The following is a 24835-nucleotide window of genomic DNA, read 5'->3' as shown; positions in this document are numbered from 1 at the left end:
GATGCTCTGCCGGGCGGTTCAGCAGGCTGGATATCACCTTTCGCAGATCCGTCGATAGCTACGGGCCACCAGGGCCGACCGGAGATACCACAGGCCTTTCACCTCGCCGGGGTCGAACCCGGTGAGCTGGCCTATGCGCTTCAATCGGTAATCGACGGTGTTGGCGTGCACATGGAGGTGCCGTGCGGTCCGTCGGCGGTTGTGGTTGTTGCTGATGTGCAGGCGCAAAGTTTTCAGAAGTTCGGGGCTGTCGTCGAGTGGGTCGAGTACCGCGCCGAGATGTTCGCGGGCCGGGCCCGGGCGGGTCAGCTGGTATTCGAGGGCGAGGTCCTCGAAACGGTAGAGTCCCGCACCCAGTTCGAGGCGGTGCACGATATCGAGCAGCTCGTGTGCCTGATCGACAGCGCGCGCGATTGCGCCCGTGGAGGTGTGTAGCTGAGTCATCCGGATCGGCACCCGAGCCGCGTCGGACAAGTGTTCGACCAATTCCGCGGCGTTCTCATCGGTGAACCGATAGTCCGGAATGAGCACCGTACCGCCGCCGGCACCGAGCAGAGTCAAGGTGTCGTTGCCGCAGCGAGTGGTGATCTCGGCCTGGACCCGGCCCAGTTTTCGACGGGCGACCACCGAGCTGTCGAATGCTGGATCGTATTCGTCCCGGTGTAGTGGGATGGACAGCGCGCAGACGTGGTAGGCCTGCGCGATCGAGATCCCCGATCCCCGCGCCATCGCCGAGGTGCTGTATCCGCCGAGTAGTGCCGAGGCGAGCGTGCGCACCGCGCTGTCGTGCTGGTCGGTGATCCTTCGCAATTCATCCAGGTAGGACAGCGCGACAGTGGAGGTGATCAGGTCGCCGATGTCCAGCAGCCGCCGGGCGATTTCGACCATGCAGCCGCGTTCGCCGCCCGTCGCGTCCGAGCTGATCTGGTCGCAGACCATCTTCAGGCCTTCGTGCACTGCGTGATGGATGGTTTCGACGGGGATACCCTCGCGGGCCCATTCCGCCGCCGCCTCCCGTAGTCGCCGCTCCGACTTGTCGTGGGTGCCGGCGCCGTCGAGCATGGCGGCGGCCAGCTCGAGGCAGACACCGGTGATTCTGGTGACGTCACCATCGAGTGTGTTCCCGGGCAGTGGGCCGTGCGGCACCATGTTGCGGGCGAAACGGTCGACCATCTGCCGGGAAATGGTGGACCCATCTTTCGGATGGGCCGAGGCATGGTGGCCGGAGGCGATCAAACCGGGTAAGGCTACCGCGTGCCGCGGTACGGGTGTGGATATCGTCGACACAGGCGCCAATCCCTTGCTGCAGTGGAACTCCGGACTACGACCTTCGATCGTTGTCGCCCGTGGGCAGCCCGCCAAGGTCGATCCGCACCAGGATCGGTATCGGGTGGTGCACACTGCACCAGTGGAAACGGTGGGCGGCGCGGGTTCGGAGCAGCCTTCGGCACGCGCGCGGGAACTGATACGCCAAGGCGCGGAGATCGCGATGAATGTGCCTTCGGATTGGTTGGACACCTTGTACGAGGCCACTTCATCTGCCGAAGGTATGCGCGCGATTTCGGACGATCCGCTGCTCTCGGCCGCCGCGCAGCATGTCAACCGCGCCAATGTCTTGCAGTGGGCCGGCGCGAATATTCAGGATCCCGGCGCTCCGGTGCCGATCATTGTGGGGCCGGAGCAGCTCGCCATCACCCGCGCCGCGGTCCGGCGCGGGCTCAGCGAAACCGCGCTGGCAACATATCGTGCGGGGCAAAATGTGGCCTGGCAGCGCTGGATGAAGATCGTATTCACGCTGACCTCCGATCCGGCGGAGCTGCAGGAAGTGCTGGATGTGACGGCGGTATCGATCGCGCGGTTCATCGACGGCATAGTCGATGCGCTGCTGAAGGTGATCGCCGCGGAGGTAGCCGAACTTGCCGAAGATTCCGATGTCGAACGTCGCGAACTGGTGACACGCGTCCTGGACGGTGATACACAGGCGGTGAGCCGAGCGGGCGAGCGTCTCGGCTACCACCTGCATCAGCGGCACACCGCTGCCATTGTCTGGCACAGCGTCGCTCACGAGGCCGATCCTGCGGCACTGCGGCGTATCCTCGCCGCGATGGCCCGCGTGAGTGGGGCGTCCCGTGTGTTCAGTGTGCGGGCCGACGCGACCACCACATGGGTGTGGGTGCCCGGCGCCGCCGACTTCGACGGCTCCGAACTGCATTCCGCGCTGGAGGAGAGCCCCGGAGCGCGGGTCGCATACGGCTCTCCGGCCTGCGGTGTCGCAGGCTTCCGTGACAGTCATCGGGAGGCGCTCATCGCGCAACACACTCTGGCCCGGTTGGGGTCCGCCCGACGGGTGGCGAGTTTCGCGGCGATCGAACTTGTTTCTCTGGTGATCGAGAACGCCGAGCGGGTGGATCGTTTCGTAAACAGCACTCTCGGCGAACTCGCCACCGCCGGCGAGGACCTGCGCGAGTCCGTGCTGGTGTTCGTCGAGGAACAGTGCAATGCCGCGCGCGCGGCGGTGCGTCTCCATACCCATAGGAACACGCTGCTGCGCAGGCTCGGCCGAGCCGACGAGCTATTGCCCCGGCCGCTGGCCGAAGACCCCGTGCGGGTCGCGGTAGCGCTAGAGGTGCTGCGCTGGCGCGGTCCGGCCGACGGTCAGTCCTGGCCTGCTGCCGGTATCCGATCGGTGTGAGTGGCGGTGGAGGGTGCCGTCGAACGGTGGGTTCGGAGCAGCGTGGCGATGAGGACGGCGCCGAGGAAGAGAATGGCGGCGGCGATCGTGAGCGCGAAGGAAAAGCCCTGTGACCGAACAGGTCCGGCTGTGGTACCACTGTGCCGTTCGGCCACAGTGACCAGTACCGCCACCCCGATGGCGCCACCGATCTGTTGCACGGAGCTGAACAACGCCGAGCCCAGTCCGGCGTTCTCCGATGTGGTGCCGGTGACCGCGGCCGCCGCCAGCAGTGGCAAGGTCAGCCCGCATCCCAGACTGGTGACGAGCAGGCCCGGTAGCACGCCCGTGGCGTACGGATCGCCCGCCGCCACACCGGACAGCATCAACAGCCCGGCCGAACTGATCAGGAAGGACAGGGTCAGCGCCCACCGCATTCCGAGCCGCGTGCTCATATGCGGGCACAGCTGCATTCCCGCGAGGATTCCGGCGCCGTAGGGCAGATAAGCGAGACCGGCCTGCAACGGGCTGTATCCGAGGACCGTCTGCAAGTGGATCATCAGCAGGAAAGCCATGGCGAAAAAGGCCACCGAGAACAGCAGGGTTGCCGCGTTGGCGACCGAACGCGTCCGGTCGGCGAGGAACGCCTTCGGTACCAACGGCTGAGCTACTTTCGATTCCACCGCCAGGAAAGCGGCGGTCAAAACGACAGCCGTCAACAGGGCAGCGACGACGGTGGGGTCTGTCCAGTTCGTTTCACCGGCATGCAGTAGTCCGAAGACCAGGGACACAACGGCGCCGGTGCCCAGAACGGCCCCGGGGATATCCAGAGCTGTCCGGTGGCGCGCGCGGCTTTCCGGGGTCAGGCGCGGCAGCAGCACGAGGGCCACCGCCGCGACCGGCAGGTTGATGAGGAAGATCGAACGCCAAGAAGCAAGGTCGGTCAGCAGGCCGGAGATCACCAATCCCGAAGTGCCGCCCAGAGCGGCGAGACCGCCCCAAATACCCAGTGCCCGCGTACGTTCCGTGGCACCGGGGAACAACAGGGTGATCAACGACAGTGCGGCGGGACTTGCCATGGCCGCCCCCGCTCCCTGAACGAACCGTCCGAGCACGAGTTGCCATGGCTGCTGGGCGAGCCCGCACGCCAGACTGGCGGCACCGAACAGCGCCACCCCGAGAAGGAAGACGCGGCGGCGACCCAACAGGTCGGCCGCGCGCCCGGCCGGTAACAGCAATCCACCGAACGCGAGGAAATAGGCGTTGACCACCCAGACCAGCCCCGGGCCGCTGAAGCCCAGCTCGTCGCGGATGCTGGGGAGGGCAACGCTGACCACGGTGTCGTCCAGGACCAGCATGAACTGTACGAAACACAGCACTACGAGCGCCGCGCGGCGTCGCCCGGGGCCGGTGGAAGCGGTCACCGACGGCACAGCCGATGCCCAGACTTCGCAGATATGCACCAAATATGGTGACAAGAAAGGTTTTTCAGCACTCCTCGACGCTATGTGCCGGCAGGTGCTGGCCACAATACGCGGCGAGGCCGAACAGTATCGCGTTGAGGACATAAGCTGTCGTCATGCTGGACTCCGCCCATTCCTTCGACCCGCCCGGCGGGGGAGTGATCATCGTCGGGCAATTCCAGCTGACATCCGGAGAGTGGATCGCCGCCCACAGTCACACCCACCATCAGCTGGCGTGGACGCGTCGCGGGGTGCTCGGCGTTGCCGTCGGCGATGCGTACTGGGTGCTGCCGCCGACCCGGGCGCTGTGGCTGCCGGCGGGAGTAGTGCACCGGACCGGCGCCACCCGTGACGCGGTGCTGTGCAGCCTCTACCTCGACCCGGCGCGATGCGCACTGGACTGGGCCGAGCCCACCGCGGTCGGCGTCGATACCCTGCTGGCCCAGCTGATCACCCATTTGACCCGCCGGGACCTCGCCGCGGACGCGCGACTGCGCGCCGAAGCAGTGGTGCTGGATCTACTGCACCCCGTACCGGCGCTGCCGATCGACGTGCCGGAGCCCATCGACGAACGGGTACGCGCCGTGGCCGACACCTTGCTCGCCGACCCCGCGGATTCCCGCAGCCTCGACGCCCACGCACAATCCATCGGAGTGAGCCGACGGACTCTGACCAGGCTCTTCGTTCGGGACACAGGGATGAGCTTCGACCGTTGGCGCACCCATATGCGGCTGCGCGCCGCCCTGCCGTTCCTCGCCGAGGGCTGCACGGTGTCCCAGGCCGCGCATGCCGTCGGATACACGAGTGCCAGCGCGTTCCTCGCAGCGTTCCGCCGCACCGTCGGTACCACGCCCGGGCGCTACCTCCACGCGGGCACCGAAATCGAATGGTGAACGTGTTCGAGCGGGCTCGAATGTACGGATCGCAGACCCCAGCAAATTTGCTGGGCAGCTTGTGCGCGAGGGGGACTTGTACCCCTCAGTGCGGCAGATTTACCGATTCGGTGTGTTCGATCACATCGAACGGTAGGTGATGTTGATCGAGAGGATCAAGCGCTGGTTTGCGGTGGCGCACGGTGGAAGTAGCGTGGGTTGCAGGGGCGAGAACCCGCCTCTGAACAACTTCGAATTTGCCGGCCCCCTTGGGGTTTCATAGGCTGACCCTCGATATCGAGCAGGCGACATATCAGCAGGGGAAGTGGGGGACACCGTGAACTACATTCAGCCACCCAACGATGCCGCGTGGCTGCGCCCGGACCCGGGCAATGCGGCAGGGCCGAACCAGGGCAGTACAGGGCCGGATCAGGCCGAGAAGGCAAGAAAGCTGGCATCTCGCGGTTCGTGGCTTCGCCCGCTGGGCGGCGTTGCGCTCCTCCTCGGCGGAATCTTTTTCATGGTCGGTTACACGGCCGACCCCGAGGCAGGGCCCACCTGCAACAGCACCAAAATGGAGCGCGGCGACACCTGCGTAGAGATCAAGGGCGAGTCGAGGACCGAGCTTTCCTACGACGACGTCAAAGCGGAACAGGAAAGCGACCAGAGCAATATGTACTGGGCTGCACCCCTTGCCGTCGCCGGCGGCGGTACCTTGATCTATGGTTTCGTGCTGCGGGTGCGCTACGGCAAAGGGGCCTGACCCCGGCACCGGTCGAGTCTCCGGTGGACCGAGCGGACGCATTACTCTGCGCGGGAAATCCTGACTATATGCAGGCGGCTGCCGATCTCGCCGGGGTAGCGGCGTGAGGTGATGGTCACTGATTGCCATCCGCTGCTTCGTCGGCGGATGTGGCAGCGCATCCACTGGCAACGGGCCGAGGGTACAGGCGCCTTTATCAGGCGTGGTGGCCGCAGCTGGATCCGTAAGTAGAGCCCCGGCGCCTTCGGCAGTGGGCCGCGAATCAGCTGTTCCATGGGCGCCTGCGGGGGAATCAGTGAGGGATCACCGTCGCCTCCGATCGTGCCGCGTGGACGGCCCCGGCCCGGTGGGGGACGGTCGATCCTGGCGGATCTGCCAAGAGTTCTTGCAGGTGGGTGCGCATTTTACCGGGTAACCTTCGTGTGTTCGAGTGCGCTCGAATACACGGCACGCAAACCCAGCAAATTTGCTGGGCAGCTTGTGCGCGAGGGGGGACTTGAACCCCCACGTCCGTGGACACCAGAACCTAAATCTGGCGCGTCTGCCAATTCCGCCACTCGCGCGTGATGGTACGACCGTCCAAACTCTACCGGGCCGCAGCGTGATCGCGAAGACGTGGGCCGGGGTTTTGTACTGACCGGTAACCCCACCTGCGATTATAACGATTAGATAACCGCCAATATGAGGGGTGCTCATGTTTCGCCGCGGTAAGGACGCGCCCTCACCTGCGGGTTCAAACATGAGGGAGGATCATGTTTCGGGGCATTCTGGTACGGATGTGCATGAATACCGATGGGTAAGGGACGCGCGGGGTGGCAAACGTGAGGGTTCCCTCATGATTTTGTGGAATCCTCGCTGATATCAGGCCGTCGAGCGTGGGATTCCCGCGCGCGGCCGGGGAGCCGGGGAAGTCTCCGCAGACCTGTCGCCACCGAGAGAAAGTCGAAGCGTCTTGACGATTAACGAGAGCACCGCGTCCGGTTCCGGATATCGGGTGAACGCGACCGCGGGCCGGACTGTCTCCGAGACGAATCGCACGCCGCTGCTGGACCAGTTGCGCGCAGGCACCCCCTACGCCCTGGCCTTCGGCGGGCAAGGGGCCAGCTGGCTGGGAGAGCTGTCCGAAATCGCCCGCGACGCGGCGCTGGAGCCGGACCTGACCGCGCTGGTCAACGAGGCCGCCGCGCTGCTGGAGCCGGTCGCCGATCAGCTGCTCACGGTGCGCCCGGTCGGTTTCGACCCGGTGGCCTGGATGCTGGAGGACGATCTCGCCGACGATGAGGCCGAGACCTCGGACGCGCCGTCGGAGCGGGTGCTGCGTTCGGCGGCGGTGTCCATGCCGGGCGTGCTGCTCACCCAGCTCGCCGCACTGCGCGCCCTCCGGTTACAAGGGCTGGACCCGGCGGAGTTCGCGCCGGTCTCGATCGTGGGCCATTCCCAGGGCCTGCTGGCCGCGACCGCGGTCAAGACCTGCGGTCAGCGCGACGCGGAAATGCTGGCCATCGGCCAGCTCGTCGGTGCCGCGGCGGGACTTGTCGCGCGCCGGCGCGGGCTCATGCCGGTGGGTGAGCGCTCCTCGATGGTCGCGGTATCCAATATCGACCCCGACGAGCTGCGGGGCGTTCTCGACGAGGTGTTCGAGGGCGCGGACCCGCTGTCCGCGGCGGTGCTGTCGATCCGCAACGGCCGGCGCCGGGTGGTGCTCTCGGGGACCCCGGAAGCGCTGCAGCGGGTGCGGCAGCGGTGCGCGCAGTTGAATGCCGAACAGGATCGTGAGCGGGCCGCGAAACAGCGCGGTGGCGCGGTGTTCGCGCCGGTGTTCGAGGACCTGGAAGTGGATGTGGCGTTCCACCATCCGGCTCTGGGCGATACCGTCGAGCTGGTCGCCGGCTGGGCCGCGCAGTGCGGGCTCGATACCGAGCTCGCCGGGCAGATGGCGCGCGACATCCTGGTGGAACCGGTCGACTGGGTCGCGACGGTCGACGAGATGGTGGACGCGGGCGCGGAGTGGATCCTGGACCTCGGGCCCGGCGATCTGCTGTCGCGGGTCAGCGGTAGTGCGCTCAAGGGCAGTGGTGTCGGCATGGTCGCGGTGGCGACCCGCGCCGGACAGCGCAACCTGCTCACCCCGGGCGCGACGCCGGAGGTGGCGCAGCCGTGGACCGCCTTCGCGCCGAAGCCGGTGCGGCTGCCGAACGGGCGGATCGTGGTGGAGACCGCATTCACCCGGCTCACCGGACGCTCGCCGATCCTGCTGGCCGGGATGACCCCGACCACGGTGGACGCGAAGATCGTCGCGGCGGCCGCCAATGCCGGGCACTGGGCCGAACTGGCCGGTGGCGGTCAGGTGACCGAGCAGATCTTCGCCGACCGTGTCGAAGAGCTGAAGGAGCTGCTGCACCCGGGGCGACAGGTGCAGTTCAATTCGCTGTTCCTGGACCCGTACCTGTGGAAACTGCAGCTGGGCGGTAAACGGCTGGTTCAGAAGGCACGCGCGGCGGGCGCTCCGTTCGACGGTGTGATCGTCACCGCCGGTATCCCGGAGCTCGAGGAAGCCGTCGCGCTGATCGAAGAACTGACCGAGGTCGGTATCGGCCACGTCGCGTTCAAACCGGGCACCGTCGCGCAGATCCGCGCGGTACTGCGGATCGCGGCCGAGGTGCCCGCCTACCCGGTGATCATGCATATCGAGGGTGGTAAGGCCGGTGGGCACCACTCCTGGGAGGATCTCGACGATCTCCTGCTCGAAACCTATGCCGAACTGCGGGCACACGAGAATGTCGTGGTCTGCGTCGGCGGCGGTATCGGGACCCCGGAGCGGGCCACCGAGTATCTGACCGGCGCCTGGTCGGCGGCGCACGGCTATCCGGCGATGCCGCTGGACGGTGTGCTGGTGGGCACCGCGGCCATGGCGACCCTCGAGGCGACCACCGCGCCCGAGGTGAAGCAGCTGCTGGTGGACACCCCCGGGACCCCGGACTGGGTCGGCGCCGGAACCGCCAGTGGCGGTATGGCTTCGGGACGCAGCCAGCTCGGCGCGGATATCCACGAGATCGACAACGCCGCCTCGCGGACCGGCCGGTTGCTCGACGAGGTCGCCGGTGACGCGGACGCGGTGGCGCAGCGGCGCGCGGAGATCATCGCCGCCCTGGACGCGACCGCGAAACCGTATTTCGGTGATGTGGCGGCCATGACCTACCTCGCCTGGCTCGAGCGGTATGTGGAGCTGGCGGTGGGCCAGGAATGCCGCGCGGATTTCGATTGCGGAAGCGATCTCGGGGACGCGATCACCGCTTCCACCCGCTCGGTGTGGCTGGATATCAGCTGGCGCGACCGGTTCGCCGAGATGCTGCAGCGGGCCGAGGCCCGGCTGGCACCGGCCGATCGCGGGGAGATCGACTCCCTGTTCCGTGACGAGGATCTGGAGAACCCGGCCGCCGCGCTCGCCCGGCTGGCGGAGCAGTATCCGGCGTCCGCGCAGACGCTGCTGCATCCGGCCGATGTGCCGTTCTTCATCGCGCTGTGCAAGACGCCCGGTAAACCGGTGAACTTCGTCCCCGTGGTGGACCAGGACGTGCGGCGCTGGTGGCGGTCGGATTCGCTGTGGCAGGCCCATGATCCGCGGTACTCGGCCGATCAGGTGTGCGTTATCCCCGGCACCGTCGCGGTGGCCGGGATCACCCGGGTCGACGAGCCGGTCGGTGAACTGCTGGACCGGTTCGAGCAGGACGCCGCCTACGCGCTGGTCCGCGACGGTGTCGTCCCGGCGGCCGTCGACGCGCGCCGGGTCGCCGCGGTGACCAGCGGACCCATCGATGTGGTGCTCGCGGCACCCGATATGCACTGGTCGGGCCGGGCGACGGTGAACCCGGTGCACCGGCTGGGCGATCTGCACGAGTGGACCGTGGACGAGAAGGGCGCGGTGCATCCGCCGACCGGTGCCACGCTGGTGGAGACCGAGGGGCCCGAGGCCGAACATTCGTATGTGGAACTGTCCGTTCCGCTCGCCGCCGGCCACAGTGTCCGGATCCGGATCACCGTGCCGGTAACGGTGTACAACGGCGGGTCGCCGGTGGTGTCCGAAGCCGACGCCGACGCCGCCATGTCGGCCCTGCTGGCCGTCGCCGCCGGGCAGACGCTGCCCGAGGTGAAGGGCAATATCGCGCACGTCAACCTGGCCTGGACGCCGGACCTGATCGCCGATCACGCCGGAGTCACCGGGGCCGGGTTGCCGGCGAACCTGAGCACCCTGGGCCGTACCGTGCCCGACGTTCTGGTCGGCGCGTGCTGGCCGGCGGTATTCGCGGTACTGGGCGCGGCCCGTACCGAATCCGATACCAGCGTGATCGAAGGCATGCTGGACCTGGTGCATCTGGACCATCAGGTCGAACTGCTGCGCGAACTTCCCGATGTCACCAGCATTCTCGTGGTCCGGGCGGAATCCGGGACCGTTGTCGATACCGACCTCGGCCGCGTGGTCGAGGTGAATGTCACCGTCGGCGAGATGCGGGACCAGGGCCTGGATGTCGTGCCGCTGGCCCGGCTCGCCGAACGGTTCGCCATCCGCGGCCGCAGCGGTGCGGGCGAGCTGACCGATCCGCCGCGGGCCGCGGGCACCGTGAGCGCCGAAGCCGGCGAGACCCCGCGGCGCCGCCGCCGGGACGTGACCATGGTCGCGCCGCGCAGTATGGCCGCGTTCGCCGCGGTCTCCGGCGATCACAACCCGATCCACACCAGCGACGCGGCCGCGAAACTGGCCGGTCTGGGCAGCCCGATCGTGCACGGTATGTGGCTGTCGGCCGCCGCCCAGCACGCGGTATCGGCGGTGGATCCGCAGGCCGCGGTACCGGCGCGCACGCTCACCGCGTGGACCACCAGGTTCCTCGGAATGGTGCGGCCGGGCGCCGAGATCGACGTGCGGGTCGAGCGGGTCGCCGTAGACGCCGGTGCGGAGATCATCGAGGTGTCCTGCCGCGCCGGCGGGGATCTGGTGATGACCGCGACCGGACGCACCGCCGCGCCCAAGACCGTGTACGCGTTCCCCGGCCAGGGCATCCAGCGCAAGGGGATGGGCCTGGACGCCCGAACCCGGTCCAAGGCCGCCAAGGCGATCTGGGATCGCGCGGACAAGCACACCCGGGAAGCGCTCGGCTTCTCCATCCTGGCGGTGGTCCGCGACAACCCGACCTATCTGAAGGCGCGCGGCGTCGAACACCGCCACCCGGACGGTGTGCTGCACCTGACCCAGTTCACCCAGGTCGCGATGGCCACCCTCGGTGTCGCGCAGGTCGCGGAGCTGCGGGAAGCCGGTGCGTTCGTGGAGGGTTCGCTGCTGGCCGGGCATTCGGTCGGTGAGTACAACGCGCTGGCCGCGGTCGCGGGAGTGCTGCCGCTGGAGGCGGTGCTCGAGGTCGTGTTCCAGCGCGGTTCGGCCATGCACGAGCTGGTGCCGCGGGATGCGCAGGGCCGCAGCGACTACCGGATGGCGGCCATCCGGCCCTCGCAGATTGGCCTGCCCGACGACGAGGTGATCGATTTCGTCGCCGGTGTCGGTGCGGCCGCCGGGGAATTCCTCGAGGTGGTGAACCTGAACCTGCGCGGTTCGCAGTACGCCATCGCGGGCACCGTGGCCGGTCTGGATGCGCTGGAAGCCGAGATCGAGCGGCGTCGCGACGAATTCGGCGGTAAACGCGCGTTCATCCTGGTTCCCGGTATCGATGTGCCGTTCCACTCGACCGTGCTGCGCAAGGGTGTGCCGGAATTCCGCGGCAAACTCGAACAGCTGCTGCCGGCCGAACTGCATCCGGAGGTCCTGGTCGGGCGGTATATCCCGAACCTGGTGCCCCGGCCGTTCTCGCTGGAGCGTGAGTTCGTCGCCGAGATCGCCGATCTGGTGCCGTCGGAGCCGCTGGCCGCGGTGCTCGCGGACTTCGACTCCTGGTCGCAGCGGCCCAGCGAACTGTGCCGCGTGGTGTTGATCGAACTGCTGGCCTGGCAGTTCGCCAGCCCGGTGCGGTGGATCGAAACCCAGGATCTGCTGTTCGGCGAACTCGGTGTGGAACGGTTCGTGGAGGTCGGCCTGGGTGCCACCCCGACCGTGGCCAACTTGGCGAGCCAGACGCTGAAACTGCCCGATTTCACCACCGCCACGGTGGAAGTCCTCAATATCGAGCGGGAGGCGGCGGTCGTGTACTCGACCGATACCGATCCGGCGCCCGTGGAGGAGCCGGTCGAGGAGGTCGCCGAGGCGCCCGCCGCGGCTGCCGCCCCGGCCGCCGCGCCGGCCGCCCCCGCGCCGGCGGCCACCGGCGGTCCGCGGCCGGACGATATCGCCTTCACCGCGGCGGATGCGACCAGGGTGCTGATCGCCCTGTGGACCAAACTCCGCCTCGACCAGATCGGCCCCGTCGACACCATCGAGGGTCTGTGCGACGGCGTGTCTTCGCGTCGTAACCAGCTGCTGGTCGACCTCGGCTCCGAGCTGTCGCTCGGCGCCATCGACGGTGCCGCCGACGCCGATATGGGTGCGCTCTCCGCGACCGTCGAACGGCTCGCCCGCACCTACAAGCCGTTCGGCTCGGTGCTCAGCGATGCCATCAACGATCACCTCCGCAAGGTGTTCGGGCCGTCCGGTAAACGTCCGGCCGCGATCGCCGAACGGGTGACGAAGGTCTGGGAGCTCGGTGACGGCTGGGCCAGCCATATCACCGCCGAGGTCTCGCTGGGCACCCGCGAAGGCGCCAGCGTGCGCGGCGGTGACCTGGGCGGACTCGTGTCCGGGGCGCTCACCGACGGTGCGTCCGTGGACGCTGCCATCGACGCTGCCGTACAGACCGTAGCGGCACGCCGCGGGGTCTCGGTCGCGTTGCCCGCGGCCGGCGGGTCCGCCGGCGGCACCGTGGACGCCGCTGCCCTCGGTGAGTTCACCGAACAGATCACCGGTAAGGACGGTGTGCTGGCCTCGGCCGCACGCCTGGTGCTGGAGCAGCTCGGCCTGAACGAGCAGGTCTCCGCGGTGGAAACCACCGACGACGGACTGGTCGATCTGGTCTCGGCGGAACTGGGGTCGGACTGGCCGCGACTGGTCGCCCCGGCATTCGACGCCCGCAAGGCGGTGCTCATCGACGACCGGTGGGCCACGGCCCGCGAGGACCTGGCCCGGTTGTGGCTGGGAGACGACGCGGATACCGCACAGCAGCCGGTGGACGGATTCCTCGGCGCCGGTGAAGCCGTTGCCGCGCAGGCCGACTGGTGGCGGCAGCGGGCCGTGCACGAGGCCCGTTCGGTACTGGCCGGGCACTACGAGCGGATCGCCACCGCGGCCCGGGACGAGGCCGGCGCGGGCGAATGGACCGGCGAGATCGCCGTGGTCACCGGCGCCAGCAAGGGGTCCATCGCCGCGGCGGTGGCCGGGTGCCTGCTCGGCGGCGGCGCGACCGTGATCGTCACGACCTCCCGTCTCGACGACCACCGCCTCGGCTTCTACCGCGACCTCTACCGTGCGAACGCCCGCCAGGGCGCCGCACTGTGGGTGGTCCCGGCGAATATGGCCTCCTACACCGATATCGACGCACTCATCGAATGGGTCGGCACCGAACAGGTCGACAATGCCGGTGGCGCGAAGATCAAGACCAAGGATGCGTTCACCCCGACCCTGCTGCTGCCGTTCGCGGCGCCGCGGGTGGCCGGTGACCTCTCCGATGCCGGCGCGCGCGCCGAAATGGAGATGCGGGTGCTGCTGTGGTCGGTCGAGCGGCTGATCGGTGGACTGTCCAAGCTGGGCGCCGATCACGATGTCGACGCGAAACTGCATGTGGTTCTGCCCGGTTCGCCCAACCGCGGCCTGTTCGGTGGCGACGGTGCCTACGGTGAGGCCAAGGCCGCACTCGATGCCGTGGTCGCCAAATGGCGGGCCGAGAAGACGTGGGCGGCGCGGGTCACCCTGGTGCACGCGCTGATCGGCTGGGTCCGCGGTACCGGGCTGATGGGTCATAACGACCCCATGGTCGAGGCCGTGGAACAGGCCGGTGTGCAGACCTGGTCGACCGGCGAGATCGCCGGCGAATTGCTGAAATGGGCCACCGCGCAGGCACGTTCGGTGTCCGAATCGGGTCCGCAGCAGGTCGACCTCACCGGCGGGCTGGCCGAGGCGAAGCTCGATCTGCCCGAATTGGCGCGGCAGGCGCAGGAGGCCGCGGAGGCCGAGGCCGCCGAGGTGACCGAGGAATCGGACGCCCCGCGGATCTCCGCGCTGCCCGCTCCGCCGACCCTGACCTCGGCCCTGCCGGTCCCCGAATGGGGCACGGTGACCGCCGATCTCAGCGATATGGTCGTGATCGTCGGCGCCGGTGAGCTCGGCCCCTACGGTTCCGCGCGCACCCGTTTCGAGATGGAGGTCTCCGACGAACTGTCGGCGGCCGGCGTTCTGGAGCTGGCCTGGACCACCGGCATGGTGGCCTGGGAGAACGAGCCGAAACCGGGCTGGTACGACACGGAATCCGGTGATTACGTACCGGAAGCCGAACTGGCCGAGCGTTATCACGACGCCGTCGTCGAGCGCTGCGGGATCCGGCGGTACGAGGACGACGCCGCCATGGTCGACAACAGCAGCCCGCTGATGACCTCGGTGTTCCTCGACCAGGACCTGGCGTTCACCGTGGGCAGCGAGGCGGAGGCGCGGGCATTTCACGCGGCCGCGCCGGAGCATACGGTGATCACCCCGATCGCCGACTCCGGTGACTGGACGGTGACCCGTAAGGCCGGCACCGAGATCCGGGTGCCGCGCCGGGCGAAACTCTCGCGCACCGTGGGCGGCCAGATCCCGACCGGCTGGGATCCCACGGTGTGGGGTATCTCCGCCGATATGGCGTCCTCGATCGACCGGGTCGCGCTGTGGAATATCGCCTGCACCGTCGACGCGTTCGTGGGGTCCGGGTTCGATCCGTCCGAACTGATGAGCTGGGTGCATCCGAGCCTGGTGGCCAACACCCAGGGCACCGGTATGGGCGGTATGTCCTCGATGCGCTCGCTCTACGTCGACAACCTGCTCGGGGAACCGCGGCCGAACGATATCCTGCAGGAAGCGCTGCCGAACGTGGCGCTGGCACATGTGGTGCAGTCCTATGTGGGCAGTTACGGCGCCATGGTGCATCCGGTGGCCGCGTGTGCCACGGCCGCGGTATCGGTCGAAGAGGGCGTCGACAAGATCAAGCTCGGTAAGGCCGAGGTGGTGGTCGCCGGTGGTTTCGACGATCTCGGTATCGAGGGCATCGTCGGATTCGGCGATATGTCCGCGACCGCGGATTCGGCGGCCATGAGCGCCAAGGGGATCAGCGACCGGTACTTCTCCCGCGCCAACGACCGCCGCCGCGGCGGGTTCGTGGAATCGCAGGGCGGTGGCACCGTGCTGCTGGCCCGCGGCGATATCGCGCTCGAGATGGGACTGCCGGTTCTCGGTGTGGTGGCCTACGCGCAGTCGTTCGCCGACGGTGTGCACACCTCCATCCCGGCGCCCGGGCTCGGCGCGCTCGGTGCGGGCCGGGGCGGGCGGGAATCGCGTTTCGCCGCGGAGCTGCGCAAACTCGGTGTCGGCCCGGACGATATCGCGGTGATCTCCAAGCACGACACCTCCACCGCGGCCAACGATCCCAACGAATCCGAACTGCACGAGCGGCTGGCCGCGGCGATCGGCCGTTCCGACGGTGCCCCGCTGTTCGTGGTCTCGCAGAAGAGCCTCACCGGGCACGCCAAGGGCGGTGCGGCCGCCTTCCAGCTCATCGGCCTGTGCCAGGTGCTGGAAAACGGTGTGGTGCCGCCCAACCGCAGCCTCGATTGTGTGGACGACAAGATGCGCGAATACTCGCATCTGGTGTGGTTGCGCGAGGCGCTGCGGTTCGGTGACCGGTTCCCGCTCAAGGCCGGCCTGGTGACCTCGCTCGGCTTCGGGCATGTCTCCGGCCTGCTCGCGGTGGTGCATCCGCAGGCGTTCGTCCAGGCGATCGAACCGGCCCGGCGCGACGAGTACCAGCGCCGGGCGCAGGAACGGCAGCTGGCGGGCCGCCAGCGCATCGTCGAGGCGATGTGCGGCGGGGCCGCGCTCTACGAGCGGCCGGCCGACCGGCGGTTCGGTGGTGACGGCACCCCGGCGGCGCAGGTCCGCGGCCTGGAAGCCGAGATGCTGCTGTCGGAGACCGCCCGGCTCGGTGACGGGATCTACCAGGTCGACGGCGCCGGCTGCGAGACCGGCCGATTCGTCGGCGGCGATACCGATGCCGCCGCGGCCGGTACCCCGTAGGCTGCGCCACTGTGACGATCCTCGGAATCGGCTTGGACTTGGTAACCATCTCCGAGTTCACCGAACAACTGGAACGGGCCGGAACCACCATGCTCCGGGAAAGTTTCACCGCCGGTGAGCGGCGTTACTGCCAGAGCAAGGCCACCGACCCGGCCCGCAGTTATGCGGCGCGGTGGGCGGCGAAGGAGGCCGTGCTCAAAGCCTGGGCCTCCTCCCGCTTCGCCCGCCGCCCGCAGATCGGGGACAACCCGTATCCGCTGATCGAGGTGGTGAACGACGCCTGGGGCCGGCCGAGCATCAAACTGCACGGCCTGGCCGCGGAATTCCTGCCGCGGGTGCGGGTGCACCTATCGCTCACCCACGACGGCGATACCGCGGCCGCCATGGTGGTACTGGAAGATCCGGGTGAACTGGCCGACCTGATCGAAGGACGCTCGCCGGAGAACTGAGCAAGAAACATCGAAAGGCCCGCAGCGCCCGCTCCGGGCCTTTCGGTATGCCGCTGGTCCTGGTGTCCGGACTCGGCTGCCGTAGTGCAGAATCAGGCATATGGCACGGACTCTGCCCGACGGCGAATCGTTGCTGGTGCGTACGGATTTCACCGACGAAGACGCGTGGGCCGAAGCCCTCGCATCCCCGACACCACCGCGATGACCGACCCCGAGCACCCGTTGCCGGCAGTCGATACCGGAGGGGACGGCGAGCCGGTGTTCCGGATAGCTTCGGTCGCTATGGCCGAGGTCGAGGTCAACTTCTTGCTCGGCAGTATGGACTTCGAGGACTACGCGGACGGCGTCGACGACGACGGCGTTTCCGCGGTTTCGATCGGTGAACGCGGCCGGCGGGCGGTTCAGCGCTGGCTGGCGGTGCGGGATTCTTTTTCCGCGACCAGCAGATAGGCGACCATCAGGCGTTTGAGTTCGGCGACCGCGTCGGCGTGGCTCTGTTCGTCCTGCACCGAGAAATTCATCATCGAATACACCACGTGCACCAGCACCTCGGCCATCATGGTGCGCCGGGCGCGGGGGGTGCGCGGGGTGAGCGGGCGCAGCATCTGCGAGACGACCTCGGCGAATTCCTTTTCGTGGATGGCGCCGGTGGCTCGCGTGGAGGGGGTGGACTGCATGGCCAGCCAGACCTCGCGGCGGGACGGGTCGGTCATCCACAGGTTCGCCAGATGGTCGACGAACTGGTTCATATGCCGCAACCAGTCCAGCGACGGGATCTCGCCGTGGAAATCGGCCAGCTCCTGCGATACCGCGACCAGGTCCTGCCTGTTCAGTTCGCAAACGATGACGTACTTGTTGGCGAAGAACTGGTAGAGGGTGCCGATCGGAACTTCCGCGCGAGCCGCGACCTCTTCACAGGTGAACGATTCGAAACCCACCTCGACCAGAAGTTCCCGCGACGCCTGCAGCAGCGCGTCGAACTTCCGTTTACTGCGCTCCTGGGTCGGACGCCGCCGCGGCATGAGTTCCTGCGGATCGTCCTGCAGTTCCAATTCCAGCGCAGGGTCCGGACGCCGTTTCACCGTGGCCTCCGTACGTACGTTCACATGTCCCAGGCTAGCGGTAGGTCGAAGGTGGTGGTGGGAGAGTACGGAATGTGACGGCGAGTCTGTCATGTCTCACCACCCGGACACTGCCGATCCGGGGTCCGCAACACGCTCCGCGGACGCCGGATCGGCGGGGAGTCCGGCTCAGTTCCGGGTCTTGCGGTGGAACAGAACCAGGGCCGTGCCGTAGCACACAACGGCGATGGCGCCCCACCAGACGACCGCGAGTACTGCGCTGTCGCCGATCGGGGTCCCGACCAGCAGGCCACGCAGGGTTTCGATCACCGGTGTCACCGGCTGGTGTTCGGCGAAACCGCGCAGCCAGTCCGGCATGGTCTCCGGCGGAACGAACGCGCTGCTGACATAGGGAATGAACATCGCGAAGATGGTGAATCCGTTGGCAGCCTCCGGACTACTGGCGAGCAAGCCGAAGCACGCCGACATCCAGGAGAGCGCCACCACCACCAGCGCCAGCAGTGCCGCGGCGGCGAGCCAGCGCAGCGGATCGGCGGTGGGCCGGAAACCGATCGCCAATGCGACGATCACCACCACCGCGGTGGCCAGGATATTGCGCAGCAGGCTTTCGGTGATGTGCCCGGTGAGGAACGAGGACCGGCTGATCGCCATGGTGCGGAAGCGGTCGACGATACCTTCGGCGATATCGACCGAAACACTGATCGCCGTGGTCGAGGCGCCGAAACAGGCGCACATCAGCACGATCCCGGGCACCACGTAATCGACGAAGGTGCCGCCGACATCCATGGCCCCGCCGAAGACGTAGACGAACATGAGCAGGATCATGATCGGTAGTGCAAGGGTGCTGATCAGCGCATCGGGACTGCGCACGGTGTGACGGAGATTGCGGGCCGTCATGGTTGCCGCGTCCTGTGCGGCGTAGGTGAGGGTGGTCACGCGAGTGGCTTTCTGTGAGTGGGGCGCGGGGTCGCTATGCGGCCGGTACGGCTTCGGCGGGACGGCTGGTCAGTGCGAAGAAGACATCGTCGAGATCCGGGGTGTGCACGCTGAGCCGCTCGACGGTGATATCGAAGGCGGCGAACTCGTCCAGCAGATGTTTGAGATGGGTGACCTGCCCGTCGGACGGAACCTGCAGGGTGAGTTCGTCCCGATCGGTTTCCGGGAAACCGGTCACGCGCGCCGCGGCGGCCAGGTTCGCACTGTCGGCGAAGTGGAACAGGATATGGCCGCCGGGGGTGAGTTGTTTGAGTTCGGCCGGGGTCCCGTCCGCGACGATGCGGCCGTCGTACAGGACCGCGATCCGGTCGGCCAGTTGATCGGCTTCCTCCAGGTACTGGGTGGTGAGGAAAACCGTTACGCCGTCGTCGACCAGTTCTCTGATGACCTGCCAGAGTTCGCGGCGGCTACGCGGGTCCAGCCCCGTGGTGGGTTCGTCGAGGAAGACCACCTCCGGCCGGCCCATCAGGCTCATGGCGAGGTCGAGGCGGCGGCGCATACCGCCGGAGTAGGTGCTCGCGGGGCGTCCGGCGGCCGCGACGAGATCGAAGCGTTCCACGAGCTCGGTGGTGCGCCGGCGGACTTCCGACCGGCCCAGATGCAGTAGCCGGCCGACCATGTGCAGGTTCTCGGTACCGGTGAGGACTTTGTCCAGTGCAGCGTATTGGCCGGTTACTCCGATGGACGCGCGGACCTGATCCGGCTCGTGCGCTACGTCGTATCCGGCGACCCGGGCAGTTCCGCTGTCCGGACTGGTCAGGGTCGCCAGGATGCGCACCATCGTGGTTTTCCCGGCGCCGTTGGGGCCGAGGAGGGAGAACACCGATCCGGGCGCGATATCGAGGTCGATACCGGCGAGGACCCGGTGGTCGCCGAAGGATTTACCGAGTCCGGCGAGGGAAATGGCAGGTGGGGCGGTCATGATGGGCTCCGTTCGAATAACTGCGTGCCGAATAAACTGTATATGGCATATATTCTGATTAGAGAGTACACAGTTTGGAGCGGGGCGCAAGGACGGCGAGGAATGCGGTGGTATAGGAAGGGGAGACGCAAGAGGCCAGGCCGCCGTCCCGACTGGCGGCCACCGAGGACCCGGTCTCGGAAACCGACGGAAGGAACCCAGATCGATGCCGAGCGCAGCGGACAACGGACCGGCCACGGCCGCCCCCGAAGGGACAGCGGCCGCGGCGGGCGCCGAACGCCCGCTACCGAAATCGATCGAGCTCATGTGGGGTCTCGCGCCGGCGGGAACCCGCGGACCCCGGCGCGGGCTGAGCCTGGAACAGATCGTGGACACCGCGATCGAACTCGCCGACGAGGAGGGGTTCGCCGCGCTGTCGATGAACAAGGTCGCCGAGCGCCTCGGTTTCACCGCGATGTCGCTGTACCGCTATGTCGACAGCAAGTCCACCCTGGTGGAGCTCGCGCTGGACCGGGTACTGGGAAAGCCGCCGGAAACCCCGCCGGGCACCCCGTGGCGCGCGGTGCTGCACGAGTGGGCGTGGGCGGAGTACCGCTTGATCGCCAAGCATGCGGGCTGGCTCAGTGTGCGAATGACCGCACCTCCGCTGGGGCCCAACAACATGGCTTGGCTGGAGGCAGGCCTTTCTGCACTCGCACAGACCCGCGTGCCGGAACCCATCAAAATGCAGCTGGTGGTGAACCTGACACTGTTCGTGATCGGACGGGCCCGCCTTGTCACCGAAATCGACCCGGCCAACCCCGAATCCGACGGCGATTGGGACATCCTCGAACGCGTGATCGACCCCGAACGCTTCCCCGCCGTCACGGCGGCGATGCGCGCCCAGGCATTCGAGCAGGAGGACGGAAGCTGGGAGGACCTGTTCTTCGAACGGAGTCTGGGGTTATTGCTCGACGGCTACGAGCGCTTGATCGAGTCCTACGACTGATCGCCCGGTCCCGGCCCGGGCGACCACCGATACTGCCGGGACTCGTGATTACACGGAGAGATCGCGGCGCAGTTTGGCGACGTGTCCCGTAGCACGCACGTTGTACTGGGCCACTTCGATTTTGCCTTCGGCATCGACGAGGAAGGTCGACCGGATGACGCCGGTCACCTTCTTGCCGTACATGGTTTTCTCGCCGAACGCGCCCCATTCGGTGAGGACCTTGCGTTCGGGATCGGACAGCAGCGGGAAGTTGAGCTGCTCGGCATCCCGGAATTTGGCGAGTTTGGCCGGTTTATCAGGGGAGATCCCGATCACCGCCAGGCCCGCTTCGTTCAGTTCACCCAGGTTGTCCCGGAAATCGCATGCCTGCTTGGTACAGCCGGGGGTGCTTGCCGCGGGGTAGAAGTACACCACGACCTTGCGGCCGCGGTAGTCGGCCAGCGAAACCTCGTTGCCGTCCGCATCGGCGAGGGTGAAATCGGGTGCCGGATCGCCCGGGGAGAGTCGATGGTTGTCGGTCACACTCGCACCGTAACCGAACCCTATGACTCACGGAGCCGGACTCGGCGAGCGTCCCGCGGTCATGGTGCACGGAAACATCGGTAGCCGGGCGGACGGTGCAGTGGCCGACGGCGACCTGCCGCGCCGGGGTCGAGCTAACAGCGGCCGCGGTGACCCCGGATACACTCGTGCCCGAACCCTGGCGCGCCGCGGTGACAACCGCGACCCAGGGGTGATCATCGGCCGCCGGTGGATGCGGCAGACCAGGTACAGGAGGCGTGAAGGTGGCAAAGGATACCGAGCGGATCGAGCAGGAGATCGAGGCCGCGCGGGAGCGGCTGGCCGGCACCCTGGACGAGATCGCGGTGCGGGCCGATCCGCAGCGGATCGCCGAGGGCACCAAACAGCTGGCGCTGGCCAAAATGAACGAGCCCAAGGTGAAGTACAGCCTGATCGGTGCGGGCGTGCTGCTCGCGGGTGCGGTGCTGTTCAAGATCCTGCGCTGAACACCGCAGACGACAACGCCCGGTGACGGAAAACTCCGTCACCGGGCGTTTGTGCGCAGTGAGAACGAATCAGACGGTGGGGCAAGCGAACCCGTCGCCGTCCGGATCCAGGTGCGGGCCGAACCCGGGCTCACCGCGGAAGATCGGCGCCCGACCCGCGGCGCGCGCTTCGTCACAGTTCTTGAAGGCGCCACCGGCGGAACCGGTCTGCGCCAGCTGCGCCGAACCGGTGGCGCCGAGAACCGCGTCGGCGGCCGAGGAACCGGTACCGGCCAGGGAAGGCAGCGGAATCTGGATCTGAGCGCTGGCGGCGGGAGCGGCCAGAAGAGTCAGCCCCGCGGCGGCGGCGCTGACATAGAGCTGGCGTACGTTCATGAATTCCTCTATGTCTGCTGGGGGGTGAATCATGCGTCCGAACGGAGAACGCGCGGCTACCACTGTTGTGAGACCCGCCTCGATTGTCAACTCGTATGGCCTGGATAAGACACGGAGAAAATGCGGCCGCGGCTGGGTACTCCCCGGTTGCCGCGACGAGGTGCGCCGCGGTCGCGAAGCCTGCCCGAACAGCGGCGGAATTCGCCGGAGACCACACATTGTGATAGGGATGCATGCTATGTCCGAGGCTCGTTCTTCGCTGCTGTCAATCGATCCCCACAGGGCCCGGCGGAGAAGTCGATAGGTCGGAGAGAGCAAGTTGTTGCGAATCAAAGACCGTGACGCAGCCGAGCCATCTCCGGCAGCGCAGCCCGGCACCCCCGCCCGTTCGGCCGATTACCGGCTCGACCTCGACGGTCTCCGCGGTATCGCGATCGCCCTGGTAGTCGCCTTCCACGTCTGGTACGGCAAGGTTTCCGGCGGCGTCGATATCTTCCTGGTGCTGTCCGGGTTCTTCTTCACCGGGATGTTGCTGCGACGGGTGGAACGCACCGGACAGGTGGATGCGCGGCAGGTCGCCACGCGTACGGCACGGCGGCTGCTGCCCGCCCTCATGGTCGTGCTCGCCGTGGTGGCCGTCGTCACCGTTGCCACCAAGCCGTACTCGATCTGGGGCGATATGTCGGGCCAGACGATGGCCTCGGCCCTCTACTACCAGAACTGGTACCTCGCGCAGGCCGCGGAGAGTTATCTGGCCGCCGATCCCTCGGTGAGCCCGCTGCAGCATCTGTGGTCGATGGCGGTCCAGGGACAGTTCTATGTGGCCATCGTCGTGCTGCTGGGGCTGGTCGCGTGGGTGTGCCGCCGCTTCGGCTCGCCCGGCGCGGTGCGGCCCGCGATCGTGGCGCTGTCGGTGCTGCTGGGTGCCGCCTCGTTCGTCTACGCCACCGTCTGGATGACGGTCTCGCAGGAATGGACCTATTACGACAGCGCCGCCCGTGCCTGGGAATTGCTGTCCGGTGCCCTGCTGGCCGCCGCGCTACCGTGGCTGCGGCTCGGGGCCGGCCGGATCGGGCGGTGGCTGGCGGCCCTGCTCGCGGTCGGCGGCCTCGTCGCCGTACTGGTATGCGGCCTGCTGTTCGACGGCGCCCGGCAGTTCCCGGGACCGGCCGCATTGTTCCCGGTCGGCGCCGCGGTCGCGTTGATCATCGCCGGGATCCGCACGGAGAGCGGGCAGCAACCGATCGTCAGCCGGTTGCTCGCGACCCGGCCGATGGTCGAACTCGGCGCCATCGCGTATTCGCTGTATCTCTGGCACTGGCCACTACTCATCTACTACCTGGTGCAGACCGGGAAACCACATGCGGGCCTGGACGGCGGACTGCTGGTCATCGGGGCCTCGCTGATTCTCGCCGTGCTCACCAACAAGTTCATCGAGGAACCACTACGGGTGCGCTCGGGCGAAACTGTGACGACTCCGGTCTGGCGGCGCCGTGTTCCGGGGGTCGCGGTGAGCCTGGTCGGGGTGCTGGTCCTGGGCGTCTGCGTGTCCTGGCAGGTCGTGGTCGCCCGTACGCCGTCGCAGCCGGTCGAGGCGCTGCCGGTGAACGAGTATCCGGGTGCCGAGGCCTTGTTCGCCGGTGCCGAGGTGCCGGTGGCGAAGCTGCGGCCTTCGATTCTGGAAGCCTCCAACGACCTTCCGGCCCCTACCCGCGACGGCTGTATCTCCGACTGGTTCAACAAGGAAGTCACGACCTGCACCTACGGGGATCCCAACGGTTCACGCACCATCGCCATGGTCGGTAATTCCCATGCCGAGCACTGGATGCCCGCCATGGACGCACTGGCCAAAGTCCACGACATCAAAGTCGTCGTGTACCTGAAGATGGGCTGCTCGCTCAATATCCGCGACGACGCCCAGTATCGGGGCCTCGATATCTCCGATTGCCGCGACTGGTCCCGTGCGGTGGTAGACATTCTGGCCGCCGATCCGCCGGACTGGGTGTTCACCACCGCCACGGCCCCGATCTGGCCCAGCGGTGGCGACGCGGTCCCCGCCGAATACCTCGATGTGTGGGCGGCGCTGGCCGAACGCAATCTGAACGTGCTGGCCATCCGCGACACGCCTTGGCTGCGCAGCCCGACCGGTGTGCGCTACAGCGCCGTGGACTGCCTGGCCGCGGGCGGGGACAGCGCGACCTGCGGTATGCCGCGTACGGCGGCGCTGGCACCGGTGAATCCGGCCCTGATCCACGCGGCGGCGTTCCCGAATATGCGCCTGCTGGATCTCACCGATTCGGTATGTGGACCGGAGATCTGCCGGGTAGTCGAAGGCAATGTGCTGGTGTACCACGACGAGCACCACCTCAGCGCCAGCTATGCGCGCACGCTCGCCCCGGAACTGGAACGGCAGATAGGTATCGCCACCGGCTGGTGGTGAGCAACGCGCAAGCCCCCGATAAGCCCCTCACCACGGGGTTATCGGGGGCTTGACCCACAGCAGCTTCTCATCACGATGCGGCCGTCGCGCCGCCGGGTGACCGGGATTACGTTCGGCCCAGGCGGCTTTCTCGTCCAGCAGCCCGGCCACCGACCGCCAGGTCTCCGCGGTGCTGGGCGGATTGACCCCCGCCGCGCGCGCCAGCTTGCGCCGCACCGGGTCGGGTAGTTCGAGTAGTTCGGAACCGGTGATCTCCCGGTCCCACAGATATCCGGCCAGCTGCCGCGCTTTGGCGGCCCGGCCGGCCTCCGCGGCCGGGGAATGCGCGTAATCGGCCATACACAAGTGTAAATGGGCCCCGGACAGCACTGCGGGGCCCCGCGTCGGACAGCACTGCGCGGGGGCCGGGTTTAACACCCCCCCCCCCCCCCCCCCCCATTTGGGGGTTCCCCCGGGCCCCCACGCCGGCACTGGGTAGCGGCCCTTGGGCCCCCCAGTGGCCCCACACAAATC

Annotated in this window: 17 protein-coding genes and 1 tRNA gene; 9 read left to right on the top strand and 9 right to left on the bottom strand. The window is 67.7% G+C overall.

The window, feature by feature from the left end:
- Positions 1 to 33: 33 nt before the first annotated feature.
- Complete coding sequence (locus tag QH196_RS27740) at positions 34 to 1287, bottom strand: PucR family transcriptional regulator (protein ID WP_280418786.1); 1254 nt, start codon at positions 1285 to 1287, stop codon at positions 34 to 36.
- On the opposite strand from QH196_RS27740, the gene QH196_RS27735 reads away from it, so the two are divergent.
- The gene (locus QH196_RS27735) at positions 1271 to 2692 is read left to right on the top strand and encodes a PucR family transcriptional regulator (RefSeq protein WP_280418785.1); all 1422 of its coding nucleotides are present in this window, start codon (positions 1271 to 1273) and stop codon (positions 2690 to 2692) included. The two genes, QH196_RS27740 and QH196_RS27735, sit on opposite strands and share 17 nt — an antisense overlap.
- On the opposite strand, the gene QH196_RS27730 is transcribed toward QH196_RS27735, so the two are convergent.
- Positions 2656 to 4095: an MFS transporter gene (locus QH196_RS27730; RefSeq protein ID WP_280418784.1), complete on the bottom strand. Its 1440-nt coding sequence runs from the start codon at positions 4093 to 4095 to the stop codon at positions 2656 to 2658. The two genes, QH196_RS27735 and QH196_RS27730, sit on opposite strands and share 37 nt — an antisense overlap.
- Before the next feature lie 155 nt (positions 4096 to 4250).
- Between QH196_RS27730 and QH196_RS27725 the strand changes: the two genes are divergently transcribed.
- Together QH196_RS27725 and QH196_RS27720 are read left to right on the top strand one after the other, a co-directional pair.
- On the top strand, positions 4251 to 5027 hold the full coding sequence (locus QH196_RS27725) for an AraC family transcriptional regulator (protein ID WP_280418783.1): 777 nt from the start codon (positions 4251 to 4253) through the stop codon (positions 5025 to 5027).
- Positions 5028 to 5343: 316 nt separating this feature from the next.
- Positions 5344 to 5769 (top strand): hypothetical protein, encoded by a 426-nt coding sequence (locus QH196_RS27720; RefSeq protein ID WP_280418782.1) that lies wholly within the window; start codon positions 5344 to 5346, stop codon positions 5767 to 5769.
- A 481-nt stretch (positions 5770 to 6250) separates the two neighbouring features.
- Here QH196_RS27720 and QH196_RS27715 read toward each other — a convergent pair.
- Positions 6251 to 6332: transfer RNA gene (locus tag QH196_RS27715), tRNA-Leu, on the bottom strand.
- Between the two features lie 389 nt (positions 6333 to 6721).
- Here QH196_RS27715 and QH196_RS27710 point away from each other — a divergent pair.
- The 3 genes from QH196_RS27710 to QH196_RS27700 all read left to right on the top strand — a co-directional run bounded on the left by QH196_RS27710 (position 6722) and on the right by QH196_RS27700 (position 16962).
- Complete coding sequence (locus tag QH196_RS27710) at positions 6722 to 16063, top strand: fatty acid synthase subunit beta domain-containing protein (RefSeq protein ID WP_432279567.1); 9342 nt, start codon at positions 6722 to 6724, stop codon at positions 16061 to 16063.
- Between the two features lie 11 nt (positions 16064 to 16074).
- Entirely contained in the window at positions 16075 to 16512 is a 438-nt protein-coding gene (gene acpS, locus QH196_RS27705; RefSeq protein WP_033246001.1) for a holo-ACP synthase AcpS, read from the top strand.
- Between the two features lie 201 nt (positions 16513 to 16713).
- Entirely contained in the window at positions 16714 to 16962 is a 249-nt protein-coding gene (locus QH196_RS27700; RefSeq protein WP_280418780.1) for a DUF6924 domain-containing protein, read from the top strand.
- Here the strand turns inward: QH196_RS27700 and QH196_RS27695 are convergent.
- The 3 genes from QH196_RS27695 to QH196_RS27685 form a co-directional block, all read right to left on the bottom strand.
- Positions 16914 to 17534, bottom strand: a complete 621-nt coding sequence (locus QH196_RS27695; RefSeq protein ID WP_051715520.1) for a TetR/AcrR family transcriptional regulator — start codon at positions 17532 to 17534, stop codon at positions 16914 to 16916. The two genes, QH196_RS27700 and QH196_RS27695, sit on opposite strands and share 49 nt — an antisense overlap.
- 228 nt (positions 17535 to 17762) lie before the next feature.
- Positions 17763 to 18491 (bottom strand): ABC transporter permease, encoded by a 729-nt coding sequence (locus QH196_RS27690; RefSeq protein ID WP_280418793.1) that lies wholly within the window; start codon positions 18489 to 18491, stop codon positions 17763 to 17765.
- A gap of 73 nt (positions 18492 to 18564) precedes the next feature.
- Positions 18565 to 19512: an ATP-binding cassette domain-containing protein gene (locus tag QH196_RS27685; protein ID WP_280418779.1), complete on the bottom strand. Its 948-nt coding sequence runs from the start codon at positions 19510 to 19512 to the stop codon at positions 18565 to 18567.
- A 205-nt stretch (positions 19513 to 19717) separates the two neighbouring features.
- Here QH196_RS27685 and QH196_RS27680 point away from each other — a divergent pair, with 205 nt between their 5' ends.
- Entirely contained in the window at positions 19718 to 20500 is a 783-nt protein-coding gene (locus QH196_RS27680) for a TetR/AcrR family transcriptional regulator (protein ID WP_280418778.1), read from the top strand.
- Positions 20501 to 20548: 48 nt separating this feature from the next.
- Here the strand turns inward: QH196_RS27680 and bcp are convergent, their stop codons facing one another.
- Positions 20549 to 21022: a thioredoxin-dependent thiol peroxidase gene (gene bcp / locus QH196_RS27675; protein WP_280418777.1), complete on the bottom strand. Its 474-nt coding sequence runs from the start codon at positions 21020 to 21022 to the stop codon at positions 20549 to 20551.
- Positions 21023 to 21285: 263 nt separating this feature from the next.
- Here bcp and QH196_RS27670 point away from each other — a divergent pair, with 263 nt between their 5' ends.
- The gene (locus QH196_RS27670) at positions 21286 to 21507 is read left to right on the top strand and encodes a DUF3618 domain-containing protein (RefSeq protein ID WP_280418776.1); all 222 of its coding nucleotides are present in this window, start codon (positions 21286 to 21288) and stop codon (positions 21505 to 21507) included.
- Between the two features lie 69 nt (positions 21508 to 21576).
- On the opposite strand, the gene QH196_RS27665 is transcribed toward QH196_RS27670, so the two are convergent.
- Positions 21577 to 21882 carry an excalibur calcium-binding domain-containing protein gene (locus QH196_RS27665; RefSeq protein ID WP_280418775.1) on the bottom strand — a complete coding sequence of 102 codons (306 nt, stop codon included), beginning with the start codon at positions 21880 to 21882 and terminating at the stop codon, positions 21577 to 21579.
- 322 nt (positions 21883 to 22204) lie between these two features.
- Here QH196_RS27665 and QH196_RS27660 point away from each other — a divergent pair, with 322 nt between their 5' ends.
- Positions 22205 to 24322 carry an acyltransferase family protein gene (locus QH196_RS27660; RefSeq protein WP_280418774.1) on the top strand — a complete coding sequence of 706 codons (2118 nt, stop codon included), beginning with the start codon at positions 22205 to 22207 and terminating at the stop codon, positions 24320 to 24322.
- Positions 24323 to 24349: 27 nt separating this feature from the next.
- Here QH196_RS27660 and QH196_RS27655 read toward each other — a convergent pair whose 3' ends face one another.
- Positions 24350 to 24661, bottom strand: coding sequence for a hypothetical protein (locus tag QH196_RS27655; RefSeq protein ID WP_280418773.1), 312 nt, complete (start codon positions 24659 to 24661; stop codon positions 24350 to 24352).
- Positions 24662 to 24835 lie beyond the last annotated feature (174 nt).

Source organism: Nocardia carnea (assembly GCF_029868325.1).
GTDB classification, from domain to species: domain Bacteria; phylum Actinomycetota; class Actinomycetes; order Mycobacteriales; family Mycobacteriaceae; genus Nocardia; species Nocardia carnea_C.
The sequence above is the reverse complement of the archived record's forward strand: the minus strand, read 5'-3'. Positions and strand labels throughout refer to the sequence as shown.

Bases quoted from the DNA above. Each gene is read 5' to 3' on its own strand.
- QH196_RS27695 (WP_051715520.1), bottom strand. From the start codon at position 17,534: ATGCCGCGGCGGCGTCCGACCCAGGAGCGCAGTAAACGGAAGTTCGAC.
- QH196_RS27665 (WP_280418775.1), bottom strand. From the start codon at position 21,882: ATGAACGTACGCCAGCTCTATGTCAGCGCCGCCGCCGCGGGGCTGACT.
- QH196_RS27690 (WP_280418793.1), bottom strand. From the start codon at position 18,491: ATGACGGCCCGCAATCTCCGTCACACCGTGCGCAGTCCCGATGCGCTG.
- QH196_RS27700 (WP_280418780.1), top strand. From the start codon at position 16,714: ATGACCGACCCCGAGCACCCGTTGCCGGCAGTCGATACCGGAGGGGAC.
- QH196_RS27655 (WP_280418773.1), bottom strand. From the start codon at position 24,661: ATGGCCGATTACGCGCATTCCCCGGCCGCGGAGGCCGGCCGGGCCGCC.
- QH196_RS27725 (WP_280418783.1), top strand. From the start codon at position 4,251: ATGCTGGACTCCGCCCATTCCTTCGACCCGCCCGGCGGGGGAGTGATC.
- QH196_RS27685 (WP_280418779.1), bottom strand. From the start codon at position 19,512: ATGACCGCCCCACCTGCCATTTCCCTCGCCGGACTCGGTAAATCCTTC.
- QH196_RS27680 (WP_280418778.1), top strand. From the start codon at position 19,718: ATGCCGAGCGCAGCGGACAACGGACCGGCCACGGCCGCCCCCGAAGGG.